The following is a 16,878-nucleotide window of genomic DNA, read 5'->3' as shown; positions in this document are numbered from 1 at the left end:
ATGACAGCAGCATCCGAGATCCACCCGAAGACAGTCCGCGGCGTGACCCGGATCGCGCGCAACGCCAAGGCCGCCTCGAGCCTGCTCGCAACGACGTCGACGGCGGAGAAGAATGCCGCACTCATCGCCATCGCCGAGGCGCTGCGGACGGGAACCGACCGCATCGTCAAGGCCAACGATGCCGACATCGCCAGAGGTGCCGAGAACGGCATGAGCGAGGCCCTGCTCGATCGTCTGCGCCTCGACGCCGAACGCATCTCGGCGATCGCCGAGTCCGTCGAAGCGGTCGTCGACCTCGCCGACCCGGTCGGCAACGTCGTCGTCGGACGGACACTGCCCAACGGCATCCGGCTGACCCAGACCCGGGTTCCCATGGGCGTGGTCGGGGCGATCTACGAAGCCCGGCCCAATGTCACCGTCGACATCGCCATCCTGGCTCTCAAATCGGGCAATGCCTCCGTCCTGCGGGGCGGGTCGGCCGCCCAGAGCTCGAACGCGGAGATCATCTCCATCCTGCGCAGCGCGGTCGAATCGGTCGGACTGCCGGCCGATACGGTCAACGGCATCGACCAGTACGGGCGTGAGGGAGCCAATGTCCTCATGAACGCCCGCGACTACGTCGACCTGCTCATTCCGCGCGGCGGCGCCGAGCTGATCAACATGGTCGTCCAGGAGTCCATCGTTCCCGTCATCGAGACCGGCGTCGGCAACGTGCACATGTTCATCGATTCCACGGCGACGGTGAAGACCGCCGTCGATCTCGTGCTCAACTCGAAGACCCACCGGCCCAGCGTGTGCAACTCGTTGGAGACGCTGCTCGTCCACGAGAAGGCCGCGAAGCGCGTACTGCCGAAGATCCTCGACCGACTCGATCAGTCCGGTGTCGTCGTCCATGCCGATTCCGAGGTCTCGGCGTTGGCACCGGCTGCGATGAAGATCAAGCGCGTATCGCGGCGGGACTGGGCAAAGGAGTACCTGGGTCTCGAAATCGCGATCAAGCTCGTCTCGGGCATCGAGGAGGCCATCGATCATATCCGAGCGTACAGCTCCGGGCACACCGAGGTGATCGTGACGAAGGACCTCGACAATGCTGACACCTTCGTCGCAGCGATCGACGCCGCGGCCGTGGGAGTCAACGTCTCCACCCGTTTCACCGACGGCGGGGAGCTCGGTTTCGGTGCCGAGGTCGGCATCTCCACACAGAAGCTGCATGCCCGCGGCCCCATGGGCCTCGAACAGCTGACGACGACGAAGTGGGTGATGATGGGCAATGGCCAGATCCGGTCCTGACCCGACAGTCCCGTTCCTGCCCCGGATCGGGTCCCGGGAATCACTGGTCCGGGACCGAGGACGTCGATCATCGGCATCCGTCATCGCTCGACATCATGTCGATGCCGGTTTCCCGCCACGTTCGTGAGAAACTGAGAAGACAGTGAATGCGACGCGCTCCAACAGCGTCGCATGCAATCAGTAAGGAGATATGACGTGAACGCAGCCATCATGGCCGCAGCCCAGGGTGCGGAGCATTCAGCCCACACCGAGCTGCCGATGGATCCGATCTACTTCGGACTCATCACTCTGGCGATCTTCCTCACGATGGGCATTGTGACTCGGTCGTGGAAGGGCATTTCGCACCGCCACTGATATGGCAGAGCACAGACGCAGAGTCGGTGTCATGGGCGGCACCTTCGACCCCGTCCACCACGGCCACCTCGTCGCGGCAAGTGAGGTCCAAGCGACCTTCGACCTCGACGAGGTGGTTTTCGTCCCCACCGGGCGGCCGTACCAGAAGGATGTCGAAGAGGTCACCAGCGCCGAGCACCGATATCTGATGACCGTCATCGCCACGGCATCGAATCCGCGCTTCACCGTCTCACGTGTCGACGTCGATCGTCCCGGCCCGACGTACACTATCGATACGCTGCGCGATCTGGCTCGAAGCTACGGTTCGGACACGGAGTTGTTCTTCATCACCGGCGCGGACGCTTTGGCTCAGATTCTGACGTGGAAGAATGTGGATGAGCTGTTTTCCTTGGCACACTTCGTCGGGGTCAGCCGACCGGGGCACGAACTCCATGGGGAGGGCCTGCCTGTTGACCGGCTGAGTCTCGTGCAGATTCCGGCGCTGGCGATATCGTCCACGGATTGCAGACAACGGGTGATGGATGGCGCGCCCGTCTGGTACCTCGTACCCGACGGAGTCGTGCAGTACATCGCGAAATACGAGTTGTACAGGAGTGAGAATGGCTGAGGAGCAGTTCACGTCACGTCGAGCCCGGCGAGAAGCCGAGCGGCTGGCGGCGGAACAGGCGTTCGAGGCACGAGGGGTTCCTGAGCAGCCGAACGAGGCGCCGAACTCCCGCGCAGATCTGCTCAGCCCGCTGCCGCCGAAGAAGCCGGAAGCGGCGCCGGATGCGTCCGCAGCCGGCGCGGAGACCGGTCCCGAATCTGGTTCCGGTTTCGACTCGGTCGGGGCAGAGACGGACTCCCGCATCGACCCCGCTCCGTCACCGCGGACCAATCACGAGCGCGGCGCCCTGGCTTCGGACCATCCGCTCGAATCACGACCGCCTGTCAATGCCGAGGACCGTCTCGACCCGCAGCGGACTCCGCTGCCGCACTTCGAGTCCCGTGCCGAGAAGAAGCGGTATCTGCGCGAACACGGACTCTCACTCAACGGTGACCTGTCCACCGGGGCCCTGCCGGTCGTCGCCGACGAGGAGGAGCTGGCCGAGCGACGGGCCGCAGCCGAAGGCCGCCTCACCGGGCCGGTGCCCGAAGTCTCGGAGACGGATTCGGCAGAGCTGCCCGAAGCGACAGACGAGACGGAGCAGCCGGAGCAGGAACACGAATCCTACGATGCCGCCGGGTTCGGCGGCGCCTCCGAAGAAGTCGCGGCACGCGACTTCGAAGCTCCGGTGACAGCCGAATCGGCTCCGCGCCCGACGTCGCTCGACGACGAACCCTATGATGCCCTGTCCAAGCCCTATTCGGCGCTCGAGGGCGAGGACGCAGCAGGGACCGATCGGAGCGTTGCCGAGACCGGTCAGAACGCGACCGAGGATGAGGCCCCGAGCGCTGCCGTGTCCGACGACGACGTCTTGAGCGCCGAAGCCCCCTCGTCGGGGGAGGACGAGGGGCCCGAGCCGAGTTCTCGCTCGCGCCGGATGCCGATCGTGCAGCCGCCCTCGACGTCCGGGGTGCGGGTCGTCACGGCGGCATCGGCCCAGGCCCCGGAGGTCGATGAGTCGGCGAACGGACAGGCTTCTCCTGCACAGGAGGCACCCTCGGCTGAGTCGGAGTCCGGCGCTGCGGATGCCCCGACGGACTGGTCGGGCTCTGCGGGGACCCAGGCGTCCGAGTCCGGGTCCGATGACGCGGCACGCGCCTTGGCGGCGAACCCGGAGACCCGTCCCATGGACGCGGTGCCCGAGGCATGGGCCCTGCCGAACGCCGATTACGAGGACGAAGAGACGGAGAACCCCCCGGGAACGCGGATCCGAGCCAGCTCGGTGACCGGTCAGGACGGAAAGATCCTCATGGGCGAAGAGCCCTCGAAGATGCCGTACATCATCCTCGGCGTGGCTGCATTCTTCGCATTGGCACTCATCGTCATCGCCCTCGTCATGTTCCTCTGACCCCCTTCCTGCATCCACCCGAAAGGATCTTGTGAGCGAGATCGCCGAATCAACCCAACTGCTGAGGACCGCGGCCAGAGCCGCGGACGAGAAGCTCGGCACCGACCTCGTCGGTCTCGATGTGAGCTCCACGCTCTACATCACCGATGCCTTCCTCATCATCTCCGCCGACAACGAACGTCAGATCGGGTCGATCATCGACGCCGTCGAGGAAGCCGTGCAGCTCGAACACGATCGCACGCCTCTGCGCCGCGAAGGCCGCGGCAGCGACTGGGTGCTGCTCGACTTCGGTGAGATCGTCGTCCACGTATTCTCCACCGAACAGCGCGAATACTACGCACTCGAACGGCTGTGGAAGGATGTGCCCGTCATCGACCTGCAGCTGCCCGGCTCCGACGAGGCTCGATGACGAAGACGGTCCTGTTCTGGCGCCACGGCCAGACCGACTTCAATGTCGAGGGCCGCTTTCAGGGGCAGTCGGACGTCCCCCTCAACGACGTCGGCCGCGCCCAGGCCGAGGACGCGGCCCGCGGACTCGCGGATCTCGGACCCGAACTCATCGTCTCCTCCGACCTCTCGCGGGCGGCCGAGACCGCGGACAGCCTCGCCCGCCTCACCTGTGTCGAACCGGTCCGTGACAAGCGCCTGCGTGAGGCGGCCTTCGGCGAGTGGGAGGGATCGACCCGCGCCGAGGTGGCCGCCACCTGGTCCGCTGAGCTCAGCGAATGGGCCGCCGGTGCCGACATCGCGCCTCCGGGCGGCGAATCGCGCTCTGAATCTGGGAGGCGCGTCGCCGCCGCGATCACCGACATCGTCGAGTCCACTGCCGCCGAGACGGTGGCGATCGTCGCTCACGGTGCCGTTCTGCGCGGCGCCGCCGAGATCCTCCTCGGACTCCGCGGCACCGGGCGCATCGGGGTGCTTCGCAACTGTGCTCACGGAGAATTCGGCTATACCGGCGGGGCATGGGTGCTGCGCAGCTGGGGCGCGGTCGCCCGCTGATCCCGCCGGCGTGTGACCCGACGGTGAGCACTCAGCCTGCGGACCGCCTGCGCGCGTCGACCGAGCGGATCAGTCCGACGAGCGCTTCCGCCGACTGATCCCAATCGAAGACCTGCGACTGCGCGCGCCCGGCCTCAGACCGCTGTGCCCAGGTCTGTTCGTCCGTGAGGGCGGTGATCGACTCCGCGATCGAGCGCGGATCCGTGGGGTCGAAGTACTCGGCGGCGTCCCCGGCGATCTCCCTGAAGATCGGAATGTCGGAGACGGCTGCGGGCACTCCCTGCGCCATGGCCTCGATCACCGGCAGTCCGAAACCCTCCTCCTGCGACGCCGTGACCAGAGCGGTGGTCTCGTCCAGGAGCCGAGCGTAGTCCGCGTCGCTGATCCCACGATGGAACACGACCTTCGCCCGGTCGGGGACGAGTCGGCGCAGCTGCGCCTCTCGGCGCCCCTCGATGCGGCTGGCGAGGTGCAGCGTCCAACCCGGCAGGTGTGCAAGGGCACGGATGAGGGACTCGACGTTCTTGTACGGCAGAAAAGCGCCCATGTAGATGAGGGTCTTCGCGGCATGCCGGTTCACGGTGCGCGCAGCCGAAGCGGTGACCTCGGCGGCATTCGACACCACGCTCACGGGTCGTCGGGTGAGTCGGTGGGCGGCGATGAGATCCTTCGTCGTCTCGGACACAGCGGCGACCGCATCTGCCCGGTCGAGCAGGATCCGCTGGGGCACGTAGCTGAGATGGTAGGCGCGCCACAGCAGACGGATGGGCAGCGGGAGGTCTCCCGGCGGCTGCGGATGCGAATAGTAGATGAGGTCGTGGACGGTGAGGATGAGGCCGTAGCGGCGCCCGGTCGACCCCATCGTCTGCATCGTCGAGAACACGACGTCGGCGCCCAGGGCATTGAGCTTGGCTGCGACGGCCACCTCGGCAGGGGAGGTGGGGTCGTTGAGTCTGACCCACGGACAGTGGGGAAGCAGAGCCAGCTGCGCCTCGTCGCTGATGATCGCGGTGACATCGATCTCCGTCCCTTCGACCGCCCTGAGGAGGGCGGTCAGCAGGCATGAACCGTAGCGCGAGATCCCGTCGTGGTGCCGCGTGCGAGTGAAACGCGCGTCGAAGAAGACCGACAGCCTCGGCGTCGGCTGGGGCCTCATTGTGCTTTTGCTCATGGAACTCCGAGTCGATAGTCTGATTCTTCGAAAGTCTGTGTCTGTCAATGTGCGCACATCGCGATGAAGGATCAGTGAGTGAAGGAACTGTCACCTGTGCCCGCGGCCGCTGAGGCCCGGTCATGATCCTAACGATTATCGCACTTGCCGCACTCGTCGCTCTCACTCCCTTCCTCACCCGCGTTGCGGGGAGGGCCAGCGGTTGGCCCTTGGCAGCCGCCTATCTGGGCGTGGCTGGTCTGTTCACCCCCACCGCCGCCGAGGTGATGGCCGGGAACACCCCGGAGGTCTCCTATCCCTGGATTCCCACGCTGGGTGTCGATCTGGCCCTGCGCGCCGACGGCATCGGCGTCGTCTTCACCTATATCGCGCTGATCATCGGCGCCGTGGTCTTCGCCTACTCGACGAAGTACCTCTCACCGGGACGCAATACGAGCTTCTACTGGCTGATGGTGATCTTCACCTTCTCCATGGTCGCTCTCGTGCTCAGCAACGACGTCCTCGTCCTGTTCGTGTGCTGGGAGCTGACCTCGCTTGCGTCGTTCTTCCTCATCGCCCGGTCCGGCTCGCCGGGGCAGGCGCCCGCCCTGCGCACCATGCTCTTCACCTTCATCGGGGGACTCAGCCTGCTGGTCGCGACCGGGGTCATCATCGCGGCGACCGGGACGACGAACCTGCATGAGGCGATCAGCTCTCCCGTCTGGGCGGGCCAGCCCGAGGTGACGACGCTCGTCGCGCTTCTCGTCGCGATCGCGGCTATGACCAAATCCGCCCAGTTCCCGTTCCATCCCTGGCTGCCAGATGCGATGGCCGCCGCCACTCCGGTCTCGGCCTATCTGCACGCTGCGGCAGTGGTGAAGGCCGGGATCTTCCTCCTGCTGCGGTTCTCGCCGACCTTCCACGCGACCCCCGCCTGGAACGGTCTGCTCATCGGCGCCGGGCTGGTCACGGCCTGCCTCGGCGGCTGGTTCGCGCTCAACCAGCACGATGTGAAGAAGCTCATGGCCTATTCGACCGTCTCGCAGCTCGGTCTCATCACCGCCGTCATCGGCGTCGGCACCGAGGCGGCCATCGCCGCGGCCACCCTGCACGTCATCGCCCACGCCCTATTCAAATCCGGTCTGTTCATGATGGTCGGCGTCGTCGATCATCTCGCGGGGACCCGCGATCTGGCACGCATCCCCAAGCTCATGCGCACCGCCCCCGCCTCGTTTGCGGTCATGATCATCGGCTGCGCGTCGATGGCGGGCATCCCGCCGCTGCTGGGTTTCGTGTCGAAGGAGTCCCTGTTCGTGGCCCTCGGCGAAGCACCGGGAGGCGACTGGACCGGGTGGACGACTCTCCTCGTCGCCGTCGGCGCCTCCGTGCTCACGTTCGCCTACTGTGCGAAGACCGTCTGGGGCAGCTTCATCGACGGGCGCGAACCCGAGCCGCGCCGCCTCCACCAGGGCTCGTCCGTCATGCTCACGGCCGCGGCCTTGCCGATCGTCGCCTCGATCCCGTTGAGCTTCGTGCTCTTCGCCTTCGATAACCCGCTCGATCAGGTGGTTCGCGCGGCGATGCCGACCGCGACAGGGTCTGTGCATCTGGCGCTGTGGCACGGGGTGAACATCGAACTGCTCGCCTCGGCTCTGATCATCGCCGTCGGTGTGCTCATCATCGTCAAACGCTCGCAGGTCTTCGTCTTCTTCCACCGTGCCACACTGCCCTTCGACGGCTCGGATGTGATCGACGCGCTCAACCGGGGACTGCGCCGCGCCGGGCATGTGCTCTCGGCATTCGTGAGGCCGGCGAATTCCGGTCCGTACCTCGCCCTGTCCCTGGCGGGGCTGAGCGTGCTGGCCATCGGTGCGATTCCCGCCGTATACCGGGATCTGCCGCCTCTGCAGGAGGGGCTGGCACGTCCTGTGGACCTCATCCTCCTCGTGCTCATCGCCGTCGCCGTGCTCGTGGTCTGCACGTCCCATTCGCGCCTGACGACAGTGGTCGCGCTCTCCGCGGTCGGGATCCTCGCCACGGTGCAGATCCTCGCCCTCGGCGCCCCCGACGTCACCCTCACCCAACTGCTCGTCGAGGCGATGACGATCATCGTGATCATGCTCGTGCTGCAGAAGCTGCCTCGGTCGTTCTGGCGCTATCCGAAACGGAAGCAGAGTCCCCGCCTGATCTTCGCGATCATCGTCGGAGCCTGCATGAGTGCTCTGACCCTTGTCCTCAACGGGCGCCGGGAGCGCTCCGATCTCGGCCGCTACTATCTCGAGCATGCTCCCGAGATCAGTGGGGGAGACAACATCGTCAACACGATCCTCGTCGAATTCCGTGCGCTCGACACCCTGGGGGAGCTGACGGTGCTCGGTATGGCCGGCATCGCCATCGTCGCCGTCATGTCGACGGTGAAGGACAAGTACATCGATCCTCCGGCCGAGAACATTCCCGAACCCCCGCGCCCGCCGTGGGTGTCGATCAGGCCGAAGGGCACCACCGCCTACCGTGCCGTCCATGAAGCATGGCCGAACGTCATCCCGCTGCAGCTGACGATCAAGGTCCTCGGCCCGCTGCTGGCCGTGACCTCCCTGCTGATCTTCTGGCGCGGGCACAACTCACCTGGCGGGGGATTCATCGCCGCGCTCGTGGGGGCGGCCGTCATCGGACTGGCCTACTTGTCGACGGCGAAGGACCGCGCGATCGGTCCGCCGCGGGCACCGCTGTACCTCATCGGCTCCGGCGTCGCCACCGCAGTGGTGACCGGGATCATCGGGCTCGTCTTCGCCGGTTCCTTCCTCAAACCCATGCACACCGAATTCGCCGGTCAGCATTGGACGACGTCGATGCTGTTCGACCTCGGCGTCTATCTTGCGGTGCTCGGACTCATGCTGCTGTCGTTCAACCTCCTCGGCGTCTCGGATTCGGCCGCGACTCCGGCCGGTGACGATGTGCTCACCAATGGCATCATCCACCGTGACGTCGAACGCACCCGCGAACGCGCCGACGAGCTGCTCTACGGCGAGCTCAGCGGTCCGATGGAAGCGATCCGCGGGGAACGGCCGGAACGCAGCAGACGGGCCGCCCAGGCTTCGGCGGAGGAGCGGGTGCGCGCGACCTCGACGCACATCCTGCGCGGGGACCCGCCGGTCGAACGGCATGAGGATCCGCCCGTCGAAAGGCAGGAGGCACCGTGATCCTCGCACTCACCATCGGCGTCCTCACCGCCGGCGGCGTCTACCTCATGATGCAGCGGTCGATGGTCAGGGGAGTCTTCGGCCTCACCCTCATCTCGCACGCGGCGAACTTCATCCTGCTCTCGGCGGGAGTCGGTGCCTGGAGAGACGAACCGCTGGCCGGTCGCGGCGGTCTGGCCGAAGCGGCGGATCCGCTGCCTCAGGCCTTCGTCCTCACCGCCATCGTCATCACCCTGGCCGTGACCATCTTCATGCTCGCCCTGGCCGTGCTCGGCCATGACGACGACCAGAAACGCAGTCCCGAGACGGGGGAGGAGCGCGACTCATGAACTCGGCCCTTCTCCTCCTGCTCATCGGCGTGCCTCTGCTGTCCTCGGCGCTGAGCGTGCTCATCACCTCTCGCACCTTCGACCGTCTCCTGCTCCTGGCCGCGCCGATCTTCGTCGGCGGCAGCGGAATCTGGCTGCTCGGCATCCATCGGGACACACCGGTGATCGCTCATTCAGTGGGAGACTACGTACCCGGACTTGCGATCGTGTTCGTCTCTGACACCTTCACCGCGCTCATGCTCGTGCTGACCTCGCTGGTCGCGCTCGTCAGCTGTCTCTTCCTCATCATCACCGGAGAAGACCAGTACCGCTTCGTGCCGGCGCTGATCCTGATGATGCTCACCGGCGTCTACGGCGCTCTGCTGACAGGTGATCTGTTCAACTTCTTCGTGTTCGTCGAAGTGATGATGCTGCCGGCCTATGCGCTCATCGCCGTCACCGGCACCTGGCGCAGACTCGGCATCGGACGTCTCTACGTCATGGTCAACCTGCTCACCTCGACGATGCTGCTCATCGGCGTCGGGTTCGTCTACGGTGCCACCGGCACGGTCAACCTCGCCGTCCTCGCCGACCAGGGCAGACCGACCGGACAGGCTGGCATCGCCCTCGGCGTGGTGCTGCTGTCGCTGCTCATCAAGGCCGGTGGCGCGCCCTTCCACGGGTGGCTCGTGCGCAGCTATCCGAACACCTCGGCCGGCATGATGTCCCTGTTCTCCGGGCTCCATTCGAAGGTCGGCCTCTACGCGATCTACCGCATCTACACCACGGTCTACGGTGACCCTGCCCCCTGGGTGTCCGTGCTGCTCATCGTCGCCGTGGTCAGCATCCTCATCGGTGCGATCTCCGGGTTCGGGCAGGTGCGCGTTCGCAACGTCCTCGGATTCCAGATGATCGCGGGCGTCGGACACATCCTGCTCGGCGTCACCCTGCTGACCTCGGCCGCGCTCGGCGCCGGCGCTTTCTACATGGTCCATCACATGATCACGATGGCCGGCCTGCTGCTCATCATGGGCGCGGTCGAGCAGACCTACGGGACTGGGTCCTTCCGGAAGCTGTCCGGACTCGCCGGACGCGAGAGATGGGCGACCGTGCTCATGGTCCTCGGACTCTTCTCGCTCATCGGCCTGCCGCCGACCTCGGGACTGTGGGGCAAGGTCGGGCTCATCACTGCGGCCACGGACAGCGGCAGCAGCCGCGGGTGGGTCCTCGTGTCGACCATCGTCGTCGGAGCGCTCATCAGCCTGCTGGCCCTGCAGCGCACATGGCGCAACACCTTCTGGGGGCCGCCGATGCAGACCTATCGTCCCGATTCGGCCGAGACCGGTCGTGCCCCGGCACAGCCGATCCTCCGCAGTGTGCGCATCCCCGCACGGCTGCTCGTGCCGGCCACGATCATGATCGGCCTCTCCGCGGCGCTCTTCTGCTTCCCGGAGCCGCTGCTCGACATCACCCAGCGGGCCGCCGACGGTCTTCTCGATCACAGCGACTACGTTCAGGCGGTGATGACACCTTGATTCGAATCATCCGCGGCGTGTCCTATGTCGGCTTCATCCTGCGGGCCGTCGTCACCGGCTCCTTCACCGTCGTCACCCGACTGTTCCGGGCCGATTACGCGCAGCCGATGATCGTCGAGCTTCCGCTGCGCTGCGCCACGGACCTCGAGGTCACGCTCTTCGCCTCGTCGATCACGATCACCCCGGGCACGCTCGTCGCAGCCATCGCCGCCGGGACCTCGACACAGCCGCCCGTGCTGTTCGTCCATGCGCTGTTCGAGGAATCGGAGGAAGAGGCCCTGGCCGGACTCATCGACATGGAGTCCCGTCTGCTCGCCATGACCCGGGGACGGGCCCCCGGGCTGCGCACCGAGTCCGAAGGAGATCGCCCATGACCGTCGTCGTCAGCATCTGCGCGCTCATCCTCGCCGCAGCCATCATCATCGGCCTCGTCCGAGTCCTCACCGCCCGTGACCAGGGTTCGCGGGCGGTGGTCTCGGACCTCATCTACTTCTCGTCCATCGCGATCGTGACGATGCTCGGCATCGCCGTGTCCTCCTCGGTCGTCCTCGACGTCGTCTTCCTCTCCTCCATGGTGGGGATACTGGCGACCATCGCTCTGGCCCGCATCCTCACCAGGGGGCACCGCTGATGAACGAGACACTGGCCACCGTCCTCGTCGGGATCTTCGGCATCACCGGCTCACTGCTGCTGCTGTCCTCCGCACTGGCGATGTTCCGGGTCCGCGACTCGCTGTCGCGGATCAATGTGTTCTCCCCGGCGACGGGACTGGGCATGCCGCTCATCGTCGTCGCCGCCTACGTCTTCGACCTGCACGCATCGGGCTTCGACTGGGTGTCACTGCTCATGGCCGTCGTGGCCGTGCTGTGCCTGATCATCGTGTCTTCGGTGGCGAGCAACACGCTGGCACGTTCCGCGGTGCTCTCCGGTCAGCCGGTCTTCCGCAAGACCTCCCCGAACCGGCTCGCGCAGCCGCCGGTCGGGGCTGAGGACGTCGAGCCGGGCACGGACCGACCCTGAGTTCGGCTCCGAGTGATCCTGATTCCTGGCGCAGAGCAGCCTCAGCCGCGGCCGGTGGTGCGCATCGTGATGTTGATCCTTCCGCCGCCGAGGTGATCCAGACGTCCGGCCTCCGGTGCGGTTCCCGGCTGGATCGACCGCACCCCGTGATAGGCGAACCGAGCCGGTCCGCCGAAGACGAATGCATCGCCGGACGCCAGACGGAGATCGGTGTACGGTCGGTTGCGGTGCTCGCTGTTGCCGAACCGGAAGAGGCAGGTATCGCCCAGGGACAGTGAGACGACAGGTGCCGGATCGAATTCGTCCTTGTCCTGATGCATGCCCATCTTCGCCTGCGCATCGTAGTAGTTCACGAGCGCCACATCCGGATGGTAGCCGTTCGGAACGAATCCCCAGGCGGCAGCAGTGTCCGCTGGCTGGTCGTCGGCGTCGTCGACGACTGCCGTGGCCGCCTGCAGGACCTGCCGTCCCAAGCGTGTCATCCAATCGGGGAAGGGGAGCACTCTGCGGTTGTTGACGTCGGCGGCGCGGCGATCGTAACGACCCGGCCGCCAATGCCACCCGAGACCGATCGTGCGCACACTCATCGGGTGGCCGGCAATGGTGGTGGCATGGGGCGGCACCGGTCCGGACTGCCATTCGGCCCAGCGAGCGATGATCCAGCTCTGCGCCTGCTCGGAGAGGAATCCCGGTATCCACACCGCGCCCGGAGCGACGATGCTCGGTCGACGGTCGAAAGCCTCATCGGCGAAGAGCGAATCCATGTCTCCCAGGATGCCAGAGGCGACGGCGGCCGGCATCCATGACTCGGGGCCGGCGGCCGCAGCCACCGACCCCGCGAGCCTGTGTCACCGGCACTGATCAGAGTTCGCCGACCGGGACCTGCTCATCGCCCAGGCGCTCGGCGGAGACCTCCTTGCCGATGAGGGCGCGAAGCTCGTCGCCATAGTCCCAGACGTTGACGTTCATGGCCGCAGTGACCCGCCCGTCCCTTCTCCAGAACACGATGAATTCGCCGCTGGACTTGTCACCGCGGAGGACGACCTCATCGCCGGCGCTGCCGCGACCGACGTACTCCATGCCGAGGTCGTACTGATCGGTGTAGAAGTACGGCTGCCAATCGTAGGCCCGGTTGCCGCCGGTGATCGTCGAGGCCGCGACCTCGGCCTGTCTCACCGCGTTGTCCCAGTGCTCGATCCGCAGGCGTTCACCGCGCAGGATGTTCTGGGCGTTCGCGAGGTCGCCGATGGCCAGGATGCTGCCGTCGGAGGTCCGCATGTGCTCATCGACGAGGACACCGTCGTCCGTCTTCAGGCCCGCCGAGGCGGCCGTCTCGACAGTCGGATCCGCGCCGATGCCGATGACGACGAGATCGACAGGGACGCTGCCGACGCTGGTCTCGACGGCTTCGACGGCGGTGGAACCGACGAACGACGTCGTATCCGCCTGCTTGAGGAAGGTGACGCCGTTCTTCTCGTGCAGCTCCTCGAAGTGCTGGCCGAGCTCCCGCCCGAGCACGCTCGAGAGAGGTGATTCATCCGTGTGGAGGATGACCGTGACATCGCAGTCGTGGCTCCTCGCCGCCGCGGCGACCTCGAGGCCGATCCAGCCTCCGCCGATGACGGCGACCTTCTTGCCCTTGCCGAACTGCGAACGGATGGCCACTGCGTCTCCGACGTCGCGGAGGGTGTGGACGTTGGCCAGCTGCTCGCCGGGCACACCCAGCGTGCGCGGGGTCGAGCCGGTCGCCAGGATCGCCTGGCCATACCGGATCTGTTCCCCGTCATCGAGAGTCACGGTCCGCGCTGCCGGATCGATGGAGCTGACCTCCGTGCCGAAGAACGTGCTCACATCGTGCGCCCCATACCATTCCTCACCGCGCAGAGCGGAATCGGCCGGATCCGAGCCTTCGAGCATCACCTTCTTCGACAGGTCCGGGCGATAATAGGGAGCAGCCGGATCGGCTCCTACGAGAGCGATCGAGGCGGGATAGCCGGCTTCGCGCAGCGACTCGACAACGGTGCCGCCGCCGATGCCTGCGCCGATGACGACTGTTCCGAATTCCTGGGTCATAACACGTCCTTTCATCGAGGGGACTCACTGCCGACTGTACCCGTCGACCAGGCCCGTCACCAGGAATGCGACTGCCGACATGTTCAGTGACGAAGCCATTTTGGTCTGCGGGGGTGTCAGGCGTAAGCTGAGTACCGCAAGGGGCTATAGCTCAGTTGGTAGAGCGTCTCGTTCGCAATGAGAAGGTCAGGGGTTCGATTCCCCTTAGCTCCACAGACACCCTTGGAACCACTCCACTCCCGGTCCGGTCCGCATCTGACGGGTCTGTTGCGGGCCGTGCTCTTCCATGACATATTCGACGCATGGACGGCATTCCTCCCCTCGATGCTCGAGAACTCGCCGGGCTCCGATTCTCCGCCGCCACGGCTGCTTTCCAGATCGAAGGCGCACGGACCGCCGATGGGCGCGGGCGTTCCATCTGGGATGACTTCGTCGACACCCCGGGAAACGTCGTCGACGGCAGCACAGCAGAACCGGGACCGGACAGCTACCATCGGTTCGACGAGGACATCGCGCTGCTCGCCGGCCTCGGCATCGATCGCTACAGGTTCTCGATCTCCTGGACTCGCATCGTCCCGGAAGCGGGCATCGACCCGAGCGTGAATTTCGCGGGCCTCGACTACTATGACCGCCTCGTCGACGGGCTCCTGACCGCCGGGATCACACCCGAACCGACCCTGTACCACTGGGACCTGCCGGTGGCTTTGGAATCAGCCGGCGGCTGGCTCGATCGCGACACTGCTCACCGCTTCGGCGAGTACACCTCGATCGTGGCCGACCGCCTCGGTGACCGGGTCCACCACTGGTACACCATCAACGAACCCGCATCGACGGCATTGCAGGGGTACGCACTGGGTGAACTGGCTCCCGGGCACACAATGCTCTTCGACGCTCTGCCGACAGTCCATCATCAGCTGCTCGCCCACGGCATCGCCGCCGCGATCCTGCGCGAACACGGCTCTCGGCAGGTCTCGCCTGCGATCAACCACAGCCTCATCCTGCCCGAGACCTCCTCCGAGGCCGACCTCGCAGCCGCGGGAATGCTCGACACGATCCTCAACCGGCTCTTCGCCGATCCGCTGCTCCTCGGCGCCTACCCCGATCTGACCGGGTTCGGGGCCGAGATGCCCGTGTTCGCCGGAGACATGGAACTCATCTCGGCGCCGAACGAGGTCTACGGCTTCAACTGCTACAACCCGATCACTGTGCGCGCAGCCAGCGGTCCTCTGCCCTTCGAGATGGTTCCGACTCCCGGAGCTGCGACGACCGGGTTCGGCCCGATGTGGCCGATCCGGCCAGATACGATGCGGGATCTCCTCATCGACATGCAGCACCGCTACGGCGACCGTCTGCCCCCTGTCGTCATCTCCGAGAACGGGGCGTCCTTCCCCGAACCGGACACATGCGAGGAGGAGATCGCCGATGTCCGGCGCATCGACTACCTGCGCGAGCACCTCCGCGCTGTGACCGAGGCCCTGGCCGCCGGCGTGGTCATCGACGGCTACACGGTGTGGTCGCTGCTGGACAATTTCGAATGGGCCGATGGGTGGACCCAGCGCTTCGGACTCGTCCACGTCGATATGGACTCCGGAACCAGGACCCCGAAGGCCTCCTACCGCTGGTATCGCGATCTGATCACCGCTGCCCGGGCATGAGCTTCGCCACCGATCCCGATCGCCGAGGCGACCCTGGAGGTCGGCCGCGCGTGTCGTCGGTATGGATGGTGTGGTTCACCCTCGCCTGGTTGGCGATCTGGACCGTGCAGCTCACGCCGATCCAGCTGCTGCTGCCGCTGCAGCTCGACACCCAGAGCGCCCACTGGATCGACGGCGTCGTCTGGTCGGGGCTGGTGCTCTCGACAGGCGGCCTGGCCGGGGTCATCGTCGCACCCGTGGCAGGCCGGTTCTCCGATCGCACGCGCCTCCGGATCGGGCGACGCCGGCCCTGGGCGATCGGCGGATCGTTCCTTGCCGCTGTCGGACTCCTGCTCACCGGCAGCGCCGAAGGCCCGGTGCTGATCGGTGCCGCCTGGGTAGTCACCTCGGTGGGGGTCTCCGTGGCTTCGGCCGCCTTCACTGCCCTCATCGCCGACCAGCTCGACGACCAGCGCGGTGCCGCATCGGCCGCGGCGAGCTCCGCCCAAGCGGTGGGCATCGTCGTCGGTGTCGGAGCCATCGTCCTGCTCGGGCTGAGCACCGGCGCATCCTACGTCGTGCTCGCCGGGTTCATCCTCCTCATCGGGACGCTGAGCGCCGTCCTGCTGCCGGACCCTCCGCCGCCGCATGCCGCAGTGCTCGCCCTGCGCGCTCGTGCGGAACTCACCCGGGCACGCATCTCCTCGCTCGTCGACCCGAGCTTCACGAGACTTCTCATCAGCCGATTCATCATCAACGTCGGCAATGCCTTCGGCACCTCGCTGCTGCTGTTCTTCCTGCTCTACGGCATCAGGGTTCCCGCCCCCGACGCCGAGGGTCGTCTGCTCGTGCTCATCGTCATCTACACGGTCTTCGTCGTCCTCGCAGCGGTCCTCGTCGGCATCGTCACCGACCGCAGAGGGAACCGGAGACTGTGGACGGTTCTGTCCGCGCTGGTGCAGGCCGCCTCGGGCGTGATCATCCTCATCAGCCCGAGCTTCATGGCCACTGCCGTGGCCGCCGGAGTCATGGGGGCAGGCTATGGGGCGTACATGGCCGTCAGCCTCGCCCTGGCCACGGACCTGCTCCTCGATCCCGATGACCATGCTCGAGACCTCAGCCTCGTCAACAGTGCCGCCAATCTCGGACAGCTCGTGGGGCCGCTGCTCGGAGCCGGTCTCGTCGCTCTGGTCGGCGGGTTCTGGCTGCTGTTCGCGGCCGCCGCGATAGTCTCGACCATCGGTGCCGGCCTGACACTGACCATTCGCCGCGGGCGCGCGGTCCTCCGCGCGCCCGCAGCGGATTGAGCCGAACCCGG

At 66.4% G+C, this 16,878-nt stretch carries 17 protein-coding genes and 1 tRNA gene; 15 read left to right on the top strand and 3 right to left on the bottom strand.

From position 1 onward, the window contains the following. The 6 genes from IHE57_RS10300 to IHE57_RS10275 all read left to right on the top strand — a co-directional run bounded on the left by IHE57_RS10300 (position 1) and on the right by IHE57_RS10275 (position 4,640). The gene (locus IHE57_RS10300; protein WP_209372875.1) at positions 1–1,290 is read left to right on the top strand and encodes a glutamate-5-semialdehyde dehydrogenase; all 1,290 of its coding nucleotides are present in this window, start codon (positions 1–3) and stop codon (positions 1,288–1,290) included. A 195-nt stretch (positions 1,291–1,485) separates the two neighbouring features. Next, a complete protein-coding gene (locus tag IHE57_RS10295; RefSeq protein WP_209325152.1) occupies positions 1,486–1,644 on the top strand; it encodes a hypothetical protein in 159 nt (52 codons plus the stop codon). A 1-nt stretch (position 1,645) separates the two neighbouring features. Next, positions 1,646–2,251, top strand: coding sequence for a nicotinate-nucleotide adenylyltransferase (gene nadD, locus IHE57_RS10290; RefSeq protein ID WP_209325153.1), 606 nt, complete (start codon positions 1,646–1,648; stop codon positions 2,249–2,251). Then, positions 2,244–3,638 carry a hypothetical protein gene (locus IHE57_RS10285; RefSeq protein WP_209372873.1) on the top strand — a complete coding sequence of 465 codons (1,395 nt, stop codon included), beginning with the start codon at positions 2,244–2,246 and terminating at the stop codon, positions 3,636–3,638. The genes nadD and IHE57_RS10285 overlap by 8 nt, the downstream gene beginning before the upstream one ends. 31 nt (positions 3,639–3,669) lie before the next feature. After that, positions 3,670–4,047, top strand: coding sequence for a ribosome silencing factor (rsfS, locus tag IHE57_RS10280; protein ID WP_209325155.1), 378 nt, complete (start codon positions 3,670–3,672; stop codon positions 4,045–4,047). Beyond that, positions 4,044–4,640, top strand: coding sequence for a histidine phosphatase family protein (locus IHE57_RS10275; RefSeq protein WP_209372872.1), 597 nt, complete (start codon positions 4,044–4,046; stop codon positions 4,638–4,640). The genes rsfS and IHE57_RS10275 overlap by 4 nt, the downstream gene beginning before the upstream one ends. A gap of 31 nt (positions 4,641–4,671) precedes the next feature. Here the strand turns inward: IHE57_RS10275 and IHE57_RS10270 are convergent, their stop codons facing one another. Next, complete coding sequence (locus IHE57_RS10270) at positions 4,672–5,811, bottom strand: glycosyltransferase family 4 protein (RefSeq protein ID WP_253720141.1); 1,140 nt, start codon at positions 5,809–5,811, stop codon at positions 4,672–4,674. 122 nt (positions 5,812–5,933) lie between these two features. Between IHE57_RS10270 and IHE57_RS10265 the strand changes: the two genes are divergently transcribed. The 6 genes from IHE57_RS10265 to IHE57_RS10240 are packed head-to-tail and all read left to right on the top strand — an operon-like array spanning position 5,934 to position 11,853. After that, entirely contained in the window at positions 5,934–8,990 is a 3,057-nt protein-coding gene (locus IHE57_RS10265; RefSeq protein ID WP_209372870.1) for a DUF4040 family protein, read from the top strand. Beyond that, entirely contained in the window at positions 8,987–9,319 is a 333-nt protein-coding gene (locus IHE57_RS10260) for a sodium:proton antiporter (protein WP_209372868.1), read from the top strand. The genes IHE57_RS10265 and IHE57_RS10260 overlap by 4 nt, the downstream gene beginning before the upstream one ends. Continuing rightward, on the top strand, positions 9,316–10,833 hold the full coding sequence (locus IHE57_RS10255; protein WP_209372866.1) for a monovalent cation/H+ antiporter subunit D family protein: 1,518 nt from the start codon (positions 9,316–9,318) through the stop codon (positions 10,831–10,833). Before IHE57_RS10260 ends, IHE57_RS10255 begins: the two co-directional genes overlap by 4 nt. Continuing rightward, the gene (locus tag IHE57_RS10250; RefSeq protein WP_216629993.1) at positions 10,830–11,207 is read left to right on the top strand and encodes a Na+/H+ antiporter subunit E; all 378 of its coding nucleotides are present in this window, start codon (positions 10,830–10,832) and stop codon (positions 11,205–11,207) included. Before IHE57_RS10255 ends, IHE57_RS10250 begins: the two co-directional genes overlap by 4 nt. Then, positions 11,204–11,464, top strand: a complete 261-nt coding sequence (locus IHE57_RS10245) for a monovalent cation/H+ antiporter complex subunit F (RefSeq protein WP_209325160.1) — start codon at positions 11,204–11,206, stop codon at positions 11,462–11,464. Before IHE57_RS10250 ends, IHE57_RS10245 begins: the two co-directional genes overlap by 4 nt. Next, entirely contained in the window at positions 11,464–11,853 is a 390-nt protein-coding gene (locus IHE57_RS10240) for a cation:proton antiporter (protein ID WP_209372864.1), read from the top strand. Before IHE57_RS10245 ends, IHE57_RS10240 begins: the two co-directional genes overlap by 1 nt. A 41-nt stretch (positions 11,854–11,894) precedes the next feature. On the opposite strand, the gene IHE57_RS10235 is transcribed toward IHE57_RS10240, so the two are convergent. Together IHE57_RS10235 and IHE57_RS10230 are read right to left on the bottom strand one after the other, a co-directional pair. Then, the gene (locus IHE57_RS10235; protein WP_209372863.1) at positions 11,895–12,617 is read right to left on the bottom strand and encodes an alpha-ketoglutarate-dependent dioxygenase AlkB family protein; all 723 of its coding nucleotides are present in this window, start codon (positions 12,615–12,617) and stop codon (positions 11,895–11,897) included. Between the two features lie 97 nt (positions 12,618–12,714). Beyond that, positions 12,715–13,926 carry an NAD(P)/FAD-dependent oxidoreductase gene (locus tag IHE57_RS10230; RefSeq protein ID WP_209372860.1) on the bottom strand — a complete coding sequence of 404 codons (1,212 nt, stop codon included), beginning with the start codon at positions 13,924–13,926 and terminating at the stop codon, positions 12,715–12,717. Positions 13,927–14,066: 140 nt separating this feature from the next. On the opposite strand from IHE57_RS10230, the gene IHE57_RS10225 reads away from it, so the two are divergent. The 3 genes from IHE57_RS10225 to IHE57_RS10215 all read left to right on the top strand — a co-directional run bounded on the left by IHE57_RS10225 (position 14,067) and on the right by IHE57_RS10215 (position 16,867). Continuing rightward, positions 14,067–14,139: transfer RNA gene (locus IHE57_RS10225), tRNA-Ala, on the top strand. Between the two features lie 89 nt (positions 14,140–14,228). After that, on the top strand, positions 14,229–15,581 hold the full coding sequence (locus IHE57_RS10220; RefSeq protein ID WP_209372858.1) for a glycoside hydrolase family 1 protein: 1,353 nt from the start codon (positions 14,229–14,231) through the stop codon (positions 15,579–15,581). A gap of 50 nt (positions 15,582–15,631) precedes the next feature. Next, the gene (locus IHE57_RS10215) at positions 15,632–16,867 is read left to right on the top strand and encodes an MFS transporter (RefSeq protein ID WP_366933927.1); all 1,236 of its coding nucleotides are present in this window, start codon (positions 15,632–15,634) and stop codon (positions 16,865–16,867) included. Positions 16,868–16,878 lie beyond the last annotated feature (11 nt).

It is taken from the genome of Brevibacterium renqingii, from assembly GCF_017808105.1.
GTDB classification, from domain to species: Bacteria; Actinomycetota; Actinomycetes; order Actinomycetales; family Brevibacteriaceae; genus Brevibacterium; species Brevibacterium renqingii.
Note: the sequence above shows the minus strand (reverse complement) of the source record. Positions and strands in the feature narration are given on the sequence as shown.

Excerpts from the sequence above, each read along its gene's own strand:
- IHE57_RS10300 (WP_209372875.1), top strand. The coding sequence starts at position 1 with ATGACAGCAGCATCCGAGATCCACCCGAAGACAGTCCGCGGCGTGACC.
- nadD (WP_209325153.1), top strand. The coding sequence starts at position 1,646 with ATGGCAGAGCACAGACGCAGAGTCGGTGTCATGGGCGGCACCTTCGAC.
- IHE57_RS10285 (WP_209372873.1), top strand. The coding sequence starts at position 2,244 with ATGGCTGAGGAGCAGTTCACGTCACGTCGAGCCCGGCGAGAAGCCGAG.
- IHE57_RS10275 (WP_209372872.1), top strand. The coding sequence starts at position 4,044 with ATGACGAAGACGGTCCTGTTCTGGCGCCACGGCCAGACCGACTTCAAT.
- IHE57_RS10270 (WP_253720141.1), bottom strand. The coding sequence starts at position 5,811 with ATGAGCAAAAGCACAATGAGGCCCCAGCCGACGCCGAGGCTGTCGGTC.
- IHE57_RS10265 (WP_209372870.1), top strand. The coding sequence starts at position 5,934 with ATGATCCTAACGATTATCGCACTTGCCGCACTCGTCGCTCTCACTCCC.
- IHE57_RS10255 (WP_209372866.1), top strand. The coding sequence starts at position 9,316 with ATGAACTCGGCCCTTCTCCTCCTGCTCATCGGCGTGCCTCTGCTGTCC.
- IHE57_RS10245 (WP_209325160.1), top strand. The coding sequence starts at position 11,204 with ATGACCGTCGTCGTCAGCATCTGCGCGCTCATCCTCGCCGCAGCCATC.
- IHE57_RS10240 (WP_209372864.1), top strand. The coding sequence starts at position 11,464 with ATGAACGAGACACTGGCCACCGTCCTCGTCGGGATCTTCGGCATCACC.
- IHE57_RS10235 (WP_209372863.1), bottom strand. The coding sequence starts at position 12,617 with ATGGATTCGCTCTTCGCCGATGAGGCTTTCGACCGTCGACCGAGCATC.
- IHE57_RS10230 (WP_209372860.1), bottom strand. The coding sequence starts at position 13,926 with ATGACCCAGGAATTCGGAACAGTCGTCATCGGCGCAGGCATCGGCGGC.
- IHE57_RS10220 (WP_209372858.1), top strand. The coding sequence starts at position 14,229 with ATGGACGGCATTCCTCCCCTCGATGCTCGAGAACTCGCCGGGCTCCGA.